This window comes from Embleya sp. NPDC001921, from assembly GCF_053594475.1.
This window is the reverse complement of sequence record NZ_JBSFEO010000021.1, coordinates 102,825-118,897: the sequence shown is the minus strand read 5'-3', so window position 1 is coordinate 118,897 and position 16,073 is coordinate 102,825. Positions and strand designations below refer to the sequence as shown.

Sequence of the window (16,073 nt, the reverse complement as noted above, 5' to 3'; positions counted from 1 at the left end):
GGTCGCAAACGAGCGCCACACCTGGAGGACGCCATGTCTGTTCCCACCGAGGCCAACGCCGGGCGCACCGATGTCTCTTCCCGACGGCCGCGAACCGCCGAGCGGGCCCGCACCCTGGCCGCGTACGCGGGCTCCGCCACCCTGGACGTGCCCGGCGACCGGGACGAGCACGTGATCCCCGCCGCGCGGGCGGTCGAGCCGGACGGCGCGCTGCTGTTGCTCGTCCCGGCCGAGACCGCCGCGGTGGTGCTGACCTCGCGCGAGGACGTGGCCGCCGTGCTGCACCTGGTCGACGTCGCGCCGGTCGCGGTGCCGCACCGGGTCCGGGCGCACTGCTGGATCGCGGGCTGGCTGACCGTGCCCACCGGCGCCGACGCCGAGCGCGCCGCCGAGCGGCTGACCGAGTCGACCCCCGACCCCACCGCGTCGCCGCGCGCGGGCACCGTCGTGCGGCTGGAGGTCGGCGAGGTACTGGTCGACGACCTGTGGGGCACCGGGCACGTCGAGCCGGACGAGTACGCCGACGCCGAGCCCGACCCGCTGGCCGGCCACGAGGCCGAACTGCTGCAACACCTGGCCGCCGCACACGGCAACGACCTGTGCCGGCTGGCGAGCGTGGCGGGCGCCCCCGCCTGCGACCACCGGGTCGTACCGGTGTCGCTGGACCGGCACGGCATCCGGCTGCGCACCGGTGGGCCGGACCGTACCTGCGACGTGCGGTTCGAGTTCGAGGCGCCGGTCTCCGGTCCGCTCGAGTTGGGCGGGGCGCTGCGCCGACTGCTGCACGGGGTGCACGGACAGGCGTGACGCCCCCGGCGACCCGCGAGCGCCTTCCGGTGTCGCATGATGCGCCGCGGTACGGGCAGTCTCCCCGTCCAAGATCAGCGGCGCCGTGCCCGGTACCCGGAACCGGCTAACGTTTCCGGTCGCGGCACCGGGTGGCGATCCACTCGGGCGGATCGCCACGGCGGACCGATCACGCGTCCGCCGGCGCGAGACGACCGCATCGGCGGACGGCGGAAGGGACGACACGGGGTGTCGGAGCAACATGCGCGGCACGGTCCGGAGGACCCGACGAACGGGGACGGTCGCGACCACCCCACCCCGCGCGCGCCCTGGGAGCCGGAGCCCCGATCGGCGCCCCGATCCGGGATCAGTCCGTGGCAGGACCGCCTGCGCACCCAGCTTCGGTTCAGCGGGCACACCGCGAGCATCCCGATCGTGCCCGCCCCGGACAAGCCCGAGGCCGGCCCCTCGGTCCCGCGTGTCCTGGACCTGGCGCTGCGCACCGGCGAACTGCTGCTCGCCAGCGGCGAGGGCGGTGAGGACGTCGAGGCGGCGATGCTGGGCATCACCGACGCGTACGGCCTCGAACGTTGCCAGCCCAATGTGACCTTCGTCGCGATCACCCTGTCCTATCAGCCGTCCCTGGTCGAACCGCCGGTCACCGGCGAGCGGGTGGTGCGCCGCCGCGCGGTGGACTACACCCGGCTCGACGAGGCGCATCAACTGGTCTCCGACATCACCGGCGCCGAATTGACCCTGGAGGAGGCGTACCACCGGCTCGCCGACATCCGCCGCAACCGACACCCCTACCCGCGCAACCTGTTGCTGCTGTCGGCCGGCCTGATCGCGGCCTTCGCGAGCGTGATGGTCGGCGGCGGGCTGATCGTGGCCATCGCCGCCTGCGTCGCGGCGTTGATCGGCGAGCGGCTGGCGCAGTTGCTCGCCGACCGGGGCGTCCCGGAGTTCTACCAGTTCGTGCTCGCCTCGATGCCCGCCGCCGCGATCACGGTGGGGATGATCAAGGTCGGCGTCGGGATCAATCCGTACGCCGTGGTCACCGGCGGGCTGTTCGCGCTGCTGCCCGGAAGAGCCCTGGTCGCCGCCGTCCAGGACGGCCTGACCGGCTTCTACATCACCGCCGCGGCCCGCCTGCTGGAGGTCTTCTACCTGATCGTCGGCATCATCGTCGGCATCTCGATCGTGCTCTACATCGGCGACCAGGTGGGCGTGCAGTTCGAGGTCGAGGGCACGTTCAACCTCAACGCCAACCCCCGCGTGGTGCAACTGCTCGCGGCGGGCGCGGTGTCGATGACCTTCGCGGTGCTGGTCCAGGTGCGCCGGGTGCTGCTGCCGGTCGCGGCGGCGGGTGGCGCGGTCGGCTGGGCGGTGTTCCAGGTGCTGCGCGAGGCCGGCGCCGCACCGGTGCTCGCGACCGCCGTCGCCACGGGACTGCTCGGACTGCTCGGCCAGTTGCTCGCGCGGTGGCACGGGACGTCGGCGCTGCCGTACGTGATCCCGGCGATCGGCCCGATGTTGCCGGGCAGCGCGATGTACCAGGGCATGCTGGGCCTGTCCCTGGGCCACACCGATTCCGGCTGGCGCAGCCTGGTCAACGCGGCCTCCCTGGCCCTGGCCCTGGCAGCCGGCGTCAACGTCGGCTCCGAGGCGGCCCGCTTCGTCCTCCCGTCACCGCCACCGCGCACGGGGCGCGAAATGCGACCGGCCTCGAAGCGGACCCGGGGGTTCTGAGGGGGCGGGGGCGGCAAGGGGTGTGCGCCCGCGCCGGGCGGGGGCGTCGGACCGGTCGGGGGACGCCCGGGCTGTCCCTCCGCTGCCGCGAGGTGGGCACGCGTCGCGGGTCCGCCGGGATCCCCCGGACGGCTCCGGGCTACGGGCGGAGGTATCGCAAGGGGAACTCGCGGGCCGCGCATGCGCCGGCCCGGGGGGTCGGGTCGGTGCGGCTGTCCGGGCCGGGGCGGCGGCGTGGTGCTCGGCGGCGTCGACGGGTGCGCGGGCCGGTTCGGCGGGTGTGGGCGGGGCCCGGAGGCGGCGGCTGTTCGCCGAGTTCACGGGTGACGGGTCAGCGGGCGGCGGGAACGACATGGGGCGTGGGGGCGTTCGGGATTTGGGACGGTGGTTCGGGGTTCGGCCCCGGGTGGTGACGGTGGTTCGGGTCGTCGGGACCGAGTAGAGGCATGGAGGGCTCCGCATGTCGGACGCGCACGCATCGACCGGACCGCTCGCCGCGCTGCGTACGTGGTCGCCGCCGACCGGGACGGACGTACGCGCGGTCGTGCTGGTCCTGCCCGGCGGGCGCGCGCGGGGGCAACAGCCCGCCTCGACCCGCAATCTGGCGTATCGCCGGATGGTGCCGATCGCGCGCGGCATCCACCGGGCGACCCGCGCGGAGGGCGTCGCGACCTGGCTGCTGCGCTACCGGGTACGCGGGTGGAACGAGCCCGACCACGATCCGGTCCAGGACGCGTGGTGGGCGCTCGACGGCATCCGTACCCGCTACCCGCACGCCGAGGTCACCCTGGTCGGCCATTCGATGGGCGGCCGTACCGCGTTGCGCGTCGCCGACCACGACAGCGTGCGGACGATCTGCGCCCTCGCGCCGTGGATCGAGGACGACGAGCCGTACACCCAACTCGCCGGCCGCGACGTGGTCATCGTGCACGGTACGGCCGACCACACCACGAGCCCGAAGGCCTCGCACCGCTACGCGCTGGCCGCCCGGGAAGTCTCCGAACGGGTCTGCCGGTTCGAACTCCCGGACGGCCACGCGATGGTGCGTCGGTCCTCGGCCTGGACCGGGTTGATCCATCGCACCGTGGTGGGCGCCGTCACCGGGACGCTGGACCCCGAGATCGCCCGGGCGATGACGGCGCCGGATCCGGACGGGCTGCGCGCGGTGGTGCACTGACCGGCGGGCGTCGCCCGAGTGTGTCGCGGGCGCGTCGCCCGAGTGTGTCGCGGGCGCGTCGCCCGAGTGCGCCGACGTCGGTCATTGGCTGCCGATCGCGGTGAGTACGTCCGCGCGGGCCGCCGTACGGGCCGGCCAGACCGCCGCGAGGATGCCGACGACCACCCCGAGGGCGAGGAATCCGGCGACGCCGGCCCAGGGCACGATCAGGACCAGGTCCGGCAGCCTGGAGCGCAGGGTGCCCAGGATCCCCCAGGCCAGGAACGCGCCCACGACCACTCCGAGCACCGCGCCGAAGACCGAGATCACCAGCGATTCGAGCCGGACCATCGTGCGTACCCGCGAGCGGTCGAGGCCGATCGCGCGCAACATCCCGATCTCGCGCCGACGTTCGAACACGGACATGGCCAAGGTGTTGATCACGCCGAGCACGGCGATCAGCACGGCCATCGCGAGCAGCCCGTACATGATGTCGAGCAGCAGGTCGACCGAGCGGCTGATGGACCGCCGGACGTCGGTGCGGTCCTCCACCGTGATCAACGGGTTGTCGCCGATCGCGCGCTCGATCGCGCGGGTGGTCCGCGGGTTGTCGCCGTCGGCGGTCCGCACCATGATCGACCGGAGGTCGCGGTGGGCGGAACGCGCCTGTACGAGCGCGGCCGGCACGGTGATCCGGGTCAACTGTTCCAGGTCGCCCTGGAAGCCGCCGACGGTGACGCGGCCGCGTGAGCCGTCGGGATAACCGATCGCGACGACCGAGCCGATCCGCCACCCGCGCCGCTTGGCGATGTCCGGCGCGACCAGGATCTCGCCTCGGCGCAGCGCCGCCGCGGCGTCCGCCGTGCCGCCGAGGTTGAGCAGGCGTTCGATTCCTTTCGGATCCACCCCGATCACCGCGTCGTCGTGGCCGTCCAGGGTCACGGTGTCCCGGATCAGCGGGGACATCGCGGTGACCCCCGGCACCCGGGCGACGGCGTCGAGCACGCTCGGGTCGACGGAGGCGCCGTTGACCGTCCGGATCCGGTAGTCCGCGGCGACCTCGGCGATCGCCCGGTCCTCGACGGCCTGCCGGATCGACGCGCCGAGCATGCTCAGGCCCGCGATCAGGGACAGGCCGATGGTCAGCGCGGACGCGGTGGCGGCGGTGCGTCGCGGGTTGCGCACGGCGTTGCGCCGGGCCAGCCGACCGGCCACGCCGAACGGTCGGTCCAGGAGCGGCGCGCTCATCCCGATCACCGGTCGGGACAGCGGCGGGGTGAGCAGGAGGATGCCGACCAGGACCAGGAACACCCCGACGGCCACCGGCACTCGGCCGCTGTCGCCGGCGATCGAACGGCCGTACGCGGTCAGTGCCACGCCGACGGTCGTCACCGGTACGCCGAGCACGCCGCGACCGCGCGGGCCGGCGTGGCCGGCGGGCTGCTCCACCGTGTTCAGCGCGGCGACCGGCGGGATCCGGGACGCGCGCCGGGCCGGCAGCCACGAGGCGAGCAGGGTGACCGCGCCGCCCACGAGCAGTGCGACCGCGATGGTGCGACCGCCGACGATCAGCGGCCCGGCGGGCAGGTGCGCGCCGAACCGCTCCAGCGCCGAGCGCAGCGCGCCCGCGAGCGCGATCCCGACCCCGAGGCCGAGCGACGACGCGACCACGGCGACCGCCGCGGCCTCGGCGAGCACGATCCGGGTGACCTGCCCACGCCGGGCACCGACCGCACGCAACAGCGCGAGTTCGCGGGTGCGTTGGGCAACCAGCATGGTGAACGTGTTGGCGATGATGAACGTGGCGACGAACAGCGCGATGCCGGCGAACGCGAGCAGCGCGATGGTCATCTGCCGGGTACCGGCCTCGATCATGTCCACCTGGGCCCGGGCCAGTGCCCGCCCGGAGTCGACCCGCAGGTTGTCCGACCGGGGCACCAGCCGCTCGGCCGCGTCCCGCAACGTCGCCTCACTCGTACCGGGGGCCGCGGTCAGGTCGATCTCGCCGTAGCGGCCGGGCTCGAGCAACAGGCGCTGCGCGGTCGCGGTGTCGAACAGGACCAGCGAACCGCCCGACGACACCCTCGGATCGTCGGTCCCGAACACCCCGGTCAGCCGGACCTCGACCATCGGGCCGCTCAGCGCGACGCGCACGGTGTCACCGACCCGGAAGCCACCCTTGTCGGCGGTCCCGGCGTCCAACGCGATCTCGCCACCGCCCGCCGGCCCGCGCCCGGCCCGCATCGGGAAGCGCGGGTCGACACCGTCGCGGCTCGGCACGAAGTTGGTCCCGATCGTGGTCCACCCGGATCCGAGCAGGTCGCCGTCGCGGTCGACCACGCCGGTGAACCCCTCCAACACACCGCGTGCCCGGGCGACTCCCGGCAACGCGCGCAATCGGCTCAGGGTGTCCTCGCCGAGCGTGGGATCGGGGCGGCCGTGCTCACGGGCCCCGGTGCGGTCCACGTTGTCGTCGATCACCGCGACGGACACGTCGGCGAAGCTCTTGGCGGCGGTGTTCTTGAAGGCCCGGCCCAACGTGTCCGACAAGACCAGGGTGCCGGCGACGAACGCGACCCCGAGCAGGACCGCGACAGCCGTCATCGCCAATCTCGCCTTGTGCGCGACGACGTTGCGCAGAGCGAAACGAAACATGGGCAGCCCCCGAGAGACCGAAACCAAACATCTGGGATGCCACCCATCCTCGCCGGCCCCGAGCCCCGCCGACGTCCCCCACCGGTACCGCCCTCACCTACATCCCACGGCCCCCACCACCCCAGCCCCCATCACCCACACGACCCCCGACTCCCCCACACGACCGACCCCCCGAGCCCCACCACCCCTTCCCCGGCAGCGGCCGAAGGAAGCGGGACGGGCCGGGACATGGCGACGGCCGGACGGCGGATGGGCGTTACGGCAGCGGGTCGAGCCCATGGCGGGGAGGGACAGGGCGCGGCGGGGGCGGGGCGTGGCGGCGGGGGCGCGGCGCCCTGCGCGGCGGACGCACACGCTCACTCGCGGGCGGCCAGGACGAGCGAACCGAGGCACGGCACAGCGCGGCACGGCGGGGCAGGGCGGCACGGGCGCGGCGAGGCGGACGCACACGCTCACTCACGGGCGGCCAGGACGAGCGAACCGAGGCACAGCACGGCAGGACTAAGCGCGGCGGGACGTACGCACACGCTCACTCGCCGGCGACCGAGGACGGGCGAGCCGAGGCGCGGCACGGCAGGGCGCGGCGGCGCGGCGGGGCCGACGCACACGCTCACTCGCGGGCCGCCAGGACGAGCGGGCCGAGGCGCGGTACGGCGGGGCGCGGCACGGCAGGGCTGGGCGCGGCGGGGGAGGGCGGCACGGCGCGGCGGACGCACACGCTCACTCGCCGGCGACCGAGGACGGGCGCGGCGGGGCGAGGCGGGGGCGCGGCGGGGCGCGGCCGAAAGCGGATGAGGGTGGCGGAATCGGCGGGGGCGCTATTCCGTGGTGGGGGTGGTGCCGGAGAGGCGGGATCTGGTCCACGTGGCGATGTCGGCGTAGCGGGCTTCGGCGCCGTGGCGGGTGGGCTCGTAGTAGGTGCGGCCGTGGATGGCGTCGGGGGCGTACTGCTGCGCGGCCACGCCGCCGGGGACGTCGTGCGGATACACATAGCCCTGGGCGTGGCCGAGTTTGGCGGCGCCCTTGTAGTGGCCGTCGCGAAGATGCGGCGGTACCGGACCGGCCAGGCCCTTTCGGACGTCGGCGAGCGCGGCGTCGATCGCGAGATACGCCGCGTTCGACTTCGGTGCCAGGGCCAGGTGGATCGCCGCCTGGGACAGCGTGATCCGCGCCTCGGGGAAGCCGATCAGCGCGACCGCCTGCGCGGCGGCCACCGCGACCTGGAGGGCGGTGGGGTCGGCCATCCCGATGTCCTCGCTCGCCGAGATCATCAACCGCCGGGCGATGAAGCGCGGGTCCTCCCCCGCGTCGATCATCCGCGCGAGGTAGTGCAGCGCCGCGTCCACGTCGGAGCCCCGGATCGACTTGATCAACGCGCTCGCCACGTCGTAGTGCTGGTCCCCGTCCCGGTCGTACCGCACCGCCGCGCGATCCACCGCGCTTTCCAGCGTGGCCAGCGTGATCGTGTCCTCGCCCTTGTCCGCCGCCGAGCCCGCGCCCGCCTCCAACGCGGTCAGGATCCGTCGCGCGTCACCGCCGGCGATGCGCAGCAGGTGCTCCTCGGCGTCCGGGTCGAGGCTGAGCGTGCCCTTGAGCCCGCGCTCGTCGGTGAGTGCGCGGTGCGCCACCTCGCGCAGGTCGTCGTCGGTCAGCGACTCCAGGGTCAGCAGCAACGAGCGGGAGAGCAGCGGGCTGATGATCGAGAAGTACGGGTTCTCCGTGGTCGCCGCGATCAGGGTCACCCAGCGGTTCTCCACGGCGGGCAGCAGCGAGTCCTGCTGGGCCTTGGAGAAGCGGTGGATCTCGTCCAGGAACAGCACCGTGTCGCGCCCCTGCGCACCGGCCTGCCGCCGCGCGTCCTCGATCACCGCGCGTACTTCCTTGACGCCCGCCGTAATCGCGGACAACTCCACGAAACGCTGCTTGGTGACGTGGCTGACCACGTAGGCGAGCGTGGTCTTGCCGGTGCCGGGCGGCCCCCACAGGATCACCGAGGACGGCGCGGTGACCCGGCTCTCCGACGACACCAACCGGCGCAGCGGCGATCCCTCACCCAACAGATGCCGCTGACCGACCACCTCGTCCAGATCGCGCGGTCGCATCCGCACGGCAAGCGGCGCGAGCGAGGGGTCCTTGGCCTGCCGGGCCTCGGCGGCAGCGGTAAAGAGATCGGAATCCACTCCCCGACCCTAACTCCCACCCCCGACTCCCGACCGTCCCGGGACGCGCCCGGCGCACGGCCCGGAGCCCCCACCGACCGACCCACCGCACTCGCCACGACACACCGCCGCCGAACGGAAACCGGCGCACCACGAGACGGCCGCCGCACCTACCGGGCAGCACCGCGCCCCACCGCCCGACACCATGGCCCCACAACGCGACACCCGCACCGCGCCACCGCGCCACCGCGCCAAGATCTCCGATGCTTCGCCCCGCCCCGCCCCCACCCGCCCCCGCTGCCGGACAACCCGTGCAACGGCAACGTCGCCGACCCGCCCGGCCCGGCCCGGCCGAACCGCGCGACCCCAGCCCGTCGCCCGCGCGGCTCGGGCAAACCTCCCGCGCAGGCCTCGGGTCAGCGCAGCACCCCGGCTGCCTTGGCCGTCTGGAGCCATTCGGGGAATTCGTTCATCAGGTTGTCGAAGAGTTCGGCGTCGGGCATGCGCCTCGGGTCCGCGCCCGCCTCGAAGAAGCCCGCGTTGTCGACCACGCGGTACTTGGGCGCGGGCAGGTCGTCCAGGCGGTGCAGGAAGCGGAACTCGTCCCGGCCGAAGCCGATGAACTGCCAGAAGATCGGCAACCCGGCCGCCTGGCAGATCGCCTTCTCGGCGGCCTTGGCGTTGTTCGGCGCGCCGTCCGTCTGGAAGATCACGAAGGCCGGATCGGTCGCCCCGCACGACCGGTAGTGCGCGATCACCGCTTCCATCGCGGACACGTAGTCCGTGGTGCCCATGTGGCCCAGCTTCTTGTGCAGCGCGGCGATCCGGCCGCCGTAGTTGTCCAGCGAGATCTCCTCGGCCTCGTGCGCCTTCGTGTCGAAGAAGATCACCGGCACCGAGCCGTCGTCGTCGAAGTGCGCGGCAGCGGCCAACACCCGGTCGGCGAGCGCCTGTACGCTCCCGTTCTTGTAGAACGGCGCCATGCTGCCGGAGCGGTCGAGCACGAGATAGACGGCGGCGCGCACACCCGCGAGCCGGTTCTTCTCCAGGCTCACCCCGGCCGCCTTGTACAGGCTGACCAACCCGGGTGCGGAGCGCTCGATCTTGGCCAGCGAGACCGCCGAGCCGCTCCCGCTGCGCACGGTGGCCGGGGGCGCGGCGGCGGGCGGTGCGGCGGCCGTCGACGAGGCCGGGTTCGACTTCTTGCGACCGAACAGCGAGAAGGGCATGGCGAGGGCTCCCAGCAGTCGAGCGAGTCGGGTGGCCGCCCCCTCCCGGGGGCTTCACCGGCCTACGCTCCCAGATCGCGCGCCCTCACGAACAGGGGCAGATCCCTCAGGAATCGGCCATGTCGCACCCCATGCGTCGCGCCCGCAACCGGTCCGGCGTCAGCCCGGGCGGCACCACCACGACATCGCCGATGTCGCCGGCCCACATCACCTGCGGCCCGAACGCCTCGGCCAGCGCCACCACCGCCCGTTCCGCCGCGCCCGGCCCCGGGGCCCGGAAGGTCAATCCGGACACCGGCTCGTCGGCCCCGATGCGTTTCCGCTCGCCCGCGACCGCGACCGCGAACCCGCCCAGGTGGTCGCCGTCACCCGCTCCGGGTCGCTCCGGCAAGGGGTCCGGCACTTCCGCGCCGTCCACCCACAGGGTGAACCAACAGCGCGCGGACAGCCCTTCGCCCCGCAACACGGCCAGCACCTCGCCGACTCCCGGGTAGGACACGGCGCGCGCCTCCTCCAGGAGGTCGGCCGGCACCGGCGTGCCGAACGACTCGACGAACTCCAGGCCACCCTCGCCATCGGTGAACCAGCGCAGCGGATTGATGTGCACGGTGTGGCTCATGCGACCTCCCCTTTCGAGCCCGAAACCCGGCCCACCCCAGCATCCCGCTCGGCTCCGACATCCGCGCCGCCACCGACGCCACCACCGACGGGCGCAACGGGCCCACCACCTCCGCGTGTTCCGCCTCCCGCGCCGGCCGTCCGCGCCGACGGGCCGGGCCGTACGACGCCCCCGGCCGCGCTCCCCCGCTCCGCCGTCGCCGCCCGCCGTCGGCGCGACGCGAAGTACCACTCCTGCCACTCGCGCGTGCCCTCGATCGCCCGCACCCGCGCCATCGCGTACAACCGGGTCGGCGGCGACCCGCGATATCGCATGTTCGCCACCGTCCCGTCCGGCTCGGCCAGAAATCGTGCGATGGCGCCCTGCGTCCAGCCGCGCCCCTGCACGACGGACCGCGTCACGTACTCCGCCGGCACCCGCCGCTTCGTCAACTCCACCGCCATGTCGGCCTCCCCGAGGTCATCCGAACCGGTGCGGCACCGGCTCGACTTCCAAGGTAGGCAGACCCGGATCCGTGCGCTCCGACCCTGTGCAGAAGCGTTTCGCCTACCCCCGCGAGTCGACAGGATCCGGCAACGCCGAAGGGCGGCCGAGCCCTTGGCTCGGCCGCCCTGATCCCCGCACGTACGGGGCCGACGGGGGCACGGCGTCCACTCGAGAGTCACGGCCGGACCATCCCCGCACCGACCATGCCGGCGGGCGGGGCCACTCCTACGCCGACCGTCCCCACGACCTCCACCCGCGAGCGGTTACGCCTTCTCCGCACCCTCACCCGTGACACCGTCACCCGCGTCCGACTTGGCCTTCGGCTTCGCGTCGATCCCCGCCTCACGCCGCTGCTGCACCGTGATCGGCGACGGAGCCCCGGTCAACGGGTCGCCACCGGAAGCGGTCTTCGGGAAAGCGATCACATCCCTGATGCTGTCCGCTCCGCCCAAAAGCGCCACCAACCGGTCGAGCCCGAGCGCGATCCCGCCGTGCGGCGGCGGCCCGTACGCGAACGCGTCCAGCAGGAACCCGAACTGCGACTGCGCCTCCTCCTCCGACATCCCGATCGCCGCGAACGCCCGCTCCTGCACGTCCCGACGGTGGATACGGATCGAACCGCCACCGATCTCGGTCCCGTTCAGCACGATGTCGTACGCGTTCGACAGCGCCTCGCCCGGGTTCTTGTCGAACCCGTCGAGCCACTCCGCGGTCGGCGCGGTGAAGGGGTGGTGGATCGCGTGCCAGCCCTGGTGGTTGCCGGCCGCGTCCTCGATCGGCTCGAACATCGGGAAGTCGACGACCCAGAGGAAGTTCCACTGCGACTCGTCGATCAGCGAACCCCGGCGCGCGATCTCCAGCCGGGCCGCGCCCAGCAGTTCCAGCGAGGCCGTACGCCGACCCGCCGCGAAGAAGATGCAGTCGCCCTTGGCCGCGCCGGTCGCCTCGACCAGGCCGGCCAGGTGCTCCTCGGACAGGTTCTTGGCCACCGGGCCGCGCAGTTCGCCGGTCTCCGCGTCGACCAGCACGTACGCGAGCCCGCGCGCGCCGCGCGCCTTGGCCCAGTCCTGCCAGCCGTCGAGTTCCTTGCGGGTCTGCGCGGCGCCGCCGGGCATCACCACCGCGCCGGTGAACTCGGCCTGGAACACCCGGAACGAGGTGCCCTCGAAGTAGGCGGTCAGGTCGACCAGTTCACAGCCGAAGCGAGTGTCCGGCTTGTCCGAGCCGTAGCGCGCCATCGCCTCGGCGTAGGCCAGTCGGGGCAGCGGCAGCGGGATCTCCACGCCGTGCACCTCGCGCCACACGCGCGCGATCAGCTTCTCGGTCAGCGCCAGGACGTCCTCGGCGTCGCAGAAGGACATCTCGACGTCCAACTGGGTGAACTCGGGCTGCCGGTCGGCCCGGAAGTCCTCGTCCCGGAAACAGCGCGCGATCTGGTAGTAGCGCTCCATGCCGGCCACCATGAGCAGCTGCTTGAACAACTGCGGCGACTGCGGCAGCGCGTACCACGAACCCGGCTGGAGCCGCACCGGCACCAGGAAGTCGCGGGCGCCCTCGGGCGTGGACCGGGTCAGGTACGGCGTCTCGATGTCGAGGAAGTCGTGGTCCTCCATCACCTCGCGGATCACCCGGGTGACCTTGGAGCGCAGCCGCAGGTTGCGGGCCATCGGCGCGCGCCGCAGGTCGAGGTAGCGGTGCTTGAGCCGCACCTCCTCGTTGACCGTGCCCGGGGTGTACTCCTCGATCGGGAACGGCAGCGGGGCCGCCTCCGAGAGGATCTCGAAGTCGTCCACGACGACCTCGATCGCACCGGTGGGGATCTCGGTGTTCTCGTTGCCGTCGGGACGCACCCGCACGTCGCCGGTGATCCGCACGCAGAACTCGGAGCGGAGGTTGTGCACGGTCTCCAGGTCGCGGAAGACCACCTGTACGGTGCCCGACGCGTCCCGCAGGTCCACGAACGCCACGCCGCCGTGGTCGCGCCGCCGGGCGACCCACCCGGCGAGCGTCACGGTGTGGCCGGCGTGCTCGGCGCGGAGCGTCCCGGCGTCATGGGTGCGGATCACTGAAGCTTCTCCTTCAAGACGGTGACGACCTCATCGAGCGGGACCGGGGTCTGGTCCCCGTTCGACAGGTCCTTGATCTGGGCGACGCCCTCGGTGAGGTCGCGGTCGCCGACGACGATGGCGTAGCGGGCGCCGGATTGCGACGCGGCCTTCATGGCGCCCTTGAGCTTCTTCCCGCCGAAGGCCATATCGGCGGGGATGTCCTCGATCCGCAACTGGGTGATCATGCCGAACACCGCGCGGCGGGCCGCGTCGCCGATCGCGACGCCGTAGACGTCGCAGTCGGCCGGGGTCTCCACGGCCTGGCCCTCGGCCTCCATCGCGAGCATCGTGCGGCCGATGCCCAGCGCCCAGCCCACCGAGGGCAGGTCGGGGCCGCCGAGGTCCTCGGAGAGGCCGTCGTAGCGCCCGCCGCCACCGATCGCCGACTGCGCGCCGAGGCCGTCGTGCACGAACTCGAACGTGGTCCGGTTGTAGTAGTCCAGCCCGCGGACCAGCCGGGGCGTGTCCTCGTAGGAGATCTCCAGCTCGTCGAGCATGCCGCGGACGAAGCTGTGGTGTTCGGCGCACGCCTGGCACAGGTGGTCGGTGATCAGCGGGGCGTCCGCGATCAGCGCCTGCACCTCGGGGCGCTTGTCGTCGAGCACGCGCAGCGGGTTGATCTCGATCCGCGCGTGCGTGTCCGCGTCCAGGTCGAGCGCGCGCAGGAACTCCTGGAGCTTGGCCCGGTAGACCGGGCGGCACTCGCGGCAGCCGAGCGAGTTGAGCAGCAGCCGGAAGTCGCGCAGGCCCAGCTTCATGAAGCCCTCGGCGGCGAGCGCGATCATCTCGACGTCGACCAGCGGGTCGTCACTGCCGATCGCCTCGGCGCCGACCTGGGTGAACTGGCGGGTGCGGCCCGCCTGGGGGCGCTCGTAGCGGTAGTACGAGCCGAAGTACCACAGCTTGACCGGCAGCCGGCCGGCGTACAGGTTGTGCTGGAGTACCGAGCGCATCACGGCCGCGGTGCCCTCGGGGCGCAGCGTCAGCGAGCGGCCGCCGCGGTCCTCGAAGGTGTACATCTCCTTGGTGACGATGTCGGTGGACTCGCCGACGCCGCGCAGGAAGAGGCCGGTCTCCTCGAAGGTGGGGGTCTCGATGTACTGGAAACCCGCGTCGCGCAGCTCCAGGCCGAACTGGATCCGGATCCGGTTGAACGTCTCCGAGTACGGCGGAAGCATGTCGAAGGTGCCCTTGGGGGCGTTGAAGGTACTCACGGTATGAAAATCCGTCACATTCCTCGGTGCGGTCCCGCGGGCGGCGTCAGCTCTTGCAGATAAGGGTTGCTCGCGCGCTCGCGGCCGATCGTCGTCTGGGGGCCGTGGCCGGACAGGACGACGGTCTCGTCCGGCAGGGGCAGACACACCCGGGACAGCGAGCGCAACATCTGCGCGTGGTCGCCGCCGGGCAGGTCGGTGCGTCCGATGGAGCCGGCGAAGAGCAGGTCACCCGAGTACAGGATGGGCGGGATGTCCGCGCTTCCCTGGGTGCCGAACGCCACCGACCCCTGTGTATGGCCGGGCGCATGATGGACCGTCAGTTCGAGGCCGGCGAGGTCGAGCACGGCGCCGTCGGTGAGCAGGCGCACGTCCTCGGGTTCGGTGAAGGTCATCCCGCCGAACAGTTGTTGCCCCACGCCCAGCGACAGGCCCTTGGCCGGGTCGGAGAGCAGGTCGCGGTCGTCGGGGTGGATCCACGCGGGCACCTTGTGCTCGGCGCAGACCGGCACCACCGAGAACATGTGATCGATGTGCCCGTGGGTCAGTACGACGGCCACCGGGCGCAGCCGGTGCTCGCGGATGATGTCCTGTACGCCGTCGAAGGCGTCCTGCCCGGGGTCGACGATGACGCATTCCTCGCCGGCGGCAGGGGCGACCACGTAACAGTTGGTCTGGAAGGACCCTGCGGGGAACCCGGCGACGATCACGTTCGTCCTCTCGGTCTCGGGGTCTTCCGGCGGCGGGGCAAGCACGGAAGTATGCGGCGGACGTGGGAATCAGGTACGAGACTACCGGCGCGCGGGGGCGGATCGCGAACCGGTTCAGGGGGTGCGTGCCTAGACTGTGCGCGAGCTGCGGTCGGTTCCGGGCCTGTGGGATCACCGCAGGTCGGGGCCGGTGCACGGATCCCGTCACGGCCGCCGGTTTCCGGTTCCGGCGCCGGGAGCCCTCGCCCGCTGGTCGGGTGTCCCGGGTCGAGTCCATCCACATCGAGTCCGTTCGAATCCAGGAGAGCACGCGGTGGTCACCAAACAGCAGCGCCAGCGGCAGCTCGCGCGCGAGAAGTTCGAGCGCCAGCAGGAGCGACGCGGGACCGCGCAGGCACGTCGGCGCAGGCGCAACCAGGTCATCGCCGCGGTCGCCGCGGTGGTCGTCGTGGCCGGTGGCGGCGCCTGGCTCGCGGTGGCGGCGGGTGACGACGACAAGAAGACGACGAACGCGTCGAACACGCCGTCCACGCAGCCCTCGGCCCCGCAGTCGCCGGCTCCCGAGCCCAAGCCGAAGACGTGCGCGGCGCCGGCTCCGGGCGAGCCGACCAAGGAGCAGTTCCCCACCGAGCCGGCGATGTCGATCGACACGAACGCGGCGTACACGATGACCCTCAAGACCACGTGTGGCGAGGTGAAGGTCGCGCTGGAGGCGAAGAAGGCGCCGCACACGGTGAACTCGTTCGCGTTCCTGGCGGGCAAGAAGTTCTTCGACCACACCAAGTGCCACCGGTTGACCACGGGTGGTCTGGCCGTGCTCCAGTGCGGCGACCCGACGGGCACCGGCACCGGTGGGCCCGGCTACAAGTTCGTGGACGAGAATCTGGGTACGGCGGGCCCGGACGGCTCGGCCGCCTACCCGGCGGGCACCGTGGCGATGGCGAACTCGGGTCCGGGCACCAACGGGAGCCAGTTCTTCCTGGTCACCGCGGACAGCAAGCTTCCGCCGAACTACACCCCGTTCGGCAAGGTCACGGCCGGGATGGACGTCCTGGCGAAGATCGCCGCCGCGGGCACCGAGGACGGGGGCTCGGACGGCGCGCCGCGCGAGAACGTCGTCCTCGACAGCGTGACCGTGGCCAAGTAGCAACCGACCGGACGCATGTTCCACGGCGACTCCCGGGGCACGGCCCGGCCCGTGC

General features: G+C 72.7%; 11 protein-coding genes. 4 read left to right on the top strand and 7 right to left on the bottom strand.

From position 1 onward, the window contains the following. The first annotated feature begins 33 nt into the window (after positions 1-33). The 3 genes from ACWCPW_RS24560 to ACWCPW_RS24550 all read left to right on the top strand — a co-directional run bounded on the left by ACWCPW_RS24560 (position 34) and on the right by ACWCPW_RS24550 (position 3,712). Positions 34-807, top strand: coding sequence for a DUF2470 domain-containing protein (locus tag ACWCPW_RS24560; protein WP_449763758.1), 774 nt, complete (start codon positions 34-36; stop codon positions 805-807). Between the two features lie 228 nt (positions 808-1,035). Then, on the top strand, positions 1,036-2,535 hold the full coding sequence (locus ACWCPW_RS24555; RefSeq protein ID WP_449763757.1) for a threonine/serine ThrE exporter family protein: 1,500 nt from the start codon (positions 1,036-1,038) through the stop codon (positions 2,533-2,535). Positions 2,536-2,995: 460 nt separating this feature from the next. Continuing rightward, a complete protein-coding gene (locus ACWCPW_RS24550; RefSeq protein WP_449763756.1) occupies positions 2,996-3,712 on the top strand; it encodes an alpha/beta hydrolase in 717 nt (238 codons plus the stop codon). Between the two features lie 81 nt (positions 3,713-3,793). On the opposite strand, the gene ACWCPW_RS24545 is transcribed toward ACWCPW_RS24550, so the two are convergent. The 7 genes from ACWCPW_RS24545 to ACWCPW_RS24515 form a co-directional block, all read right to left on the bottom strand. Then, complete coding sequence (locus ACWCPW_RS24545) at positions 3,794-6,346, bottom strand: ABC transporter permease (protein WP_449763755.1); 2,553 nt, start codon at positions 6,344-6,346, stop codon at positions 3,794-3,796. An 818-nt stretch (positions 6,347-7,164) separates the two neighbouring features. Next, positions 7,165-8,526: a replication-associated recombination protein A gene (locus ACWCPW_RS24540; RefSeq protein WP_449763754.1), complete on the bottom strand. Its 1,362-nt coding sequence runs from the start codon at positions 8,524-8,526 to the stop codon at positions 7,165-7,167. Positions 8,527-8,921: 395 nt separating this feature from the next. Next, entirely contained in the window at positions 8,922-9,734 is an 813-nt protein-coding gene (locus ACWCPW_RS24535; RefSeq protein ID WP_449763753.1) for a vWA domain-containing protein, read from the bottom strand. A 106-nt stretch (positions 9,735-9,840) separates the two neighbouring features. Further along, positions 9,841-10,353 (bottom strand): hypothetical protein, encoded by a 513-nt coding sequence (locus tag ACWCPW_RS24530; RefSeq protein WP_449763752.1) that lies wholly within the window; start codon positions 10,351-10,353, stop codon positions 9,841-9,843. A 749-nt stretch (positions 10,354-11,102) separates the two neighbouring features. Continuing rightward, a complete protein-coding gene (gene aspS, locus ACWCPW_RS24525) occupies positions 11,103-12,905 on the bottom strand; it encodes an aspartate--tRNA ligase (RefSeq protein WP_449763751.1) in 1,803 nt (600 codons plus the stop codon). After that, on the bottom strand, positions 12,902-14,161 hold the full coding sequence (gene hisS / locus ACWCPW_RS24520; protein WP_449763750.1) for a histidine--tRNA ligase: 1,260 nt from the start codon (positions 14,159-14,161) through the stop codon (positions 12,902-12,904). Before hisS ends, aspS begins: the two co-directional genes overlap by 4 nt. A gap of 14 nt (positions 14,162-14,175) precedes the next feature. Beyond that, on the bottom strand, positions 14,176-14,871 hold the full coding sequence (locus ACWCPW_RS24515) for an MBL fold metallo-hydrolase (protein WP_395871940.1): 696 nt from the start codon (positions 14,869-14,871) through the stop codon (positions 14,176-14,178). A 313-nt stretch (positions 14,872-15,184) separates the two neighbouring features. On the opposite strand from ACWCPW_RS24515, the gene ACWCPW_RS24510 reads away from it, so the two are divergent. Further along, entirely contained in the window at positions 15,185-16,018 is an 834-nt protein-coding gene (locus ACWCPW_RS24510) for a peptidylprolyl isomerase (RefSeq protein ID WP_449763749.1), read from the top strand. Positions 16,019-16,073 lie beyond the last annotated feature (55 nt).

Coding starts and splice junctions, on each gene's coding strand:
- ACWCPW_RS24560 (WP_449763758.1), top strand. CDS start 34: ATGTCTGTTCCCACCGAGGCCAACGCCGGGCGCACCGATGTCTCTTCC.
- ACWCPW_RS24550 (WP_449763756.1), top strand. CDS start 2,996: ATGTCGGACGCGCACGCATCGACCGGACCGCTCGCCGCGCTGCGTACG.
- ACWCPW_RS24545 (WP_449763755.1), bottom strand. CDS start 6,346: ATGTTTCGTTTCGCTCTGCGCAACGTCGTCGCGCACAAGGCGAGATTG.
- ACWCPW_RS24535 (WP_449763753.1), bottom strand. CDS start 9,734: ATGCCCTTCTCGCTGTTCGGTCGCAAGAAGTCGAACCCGGCCTCGTCG.
- ACWCPW_RS24530 (WP_449763752.1), bottom strand. CDS start 10,353: ATGAGCCACACCGTGCACATCAATCCGCTGCGCTGGTTCACCGATGGC.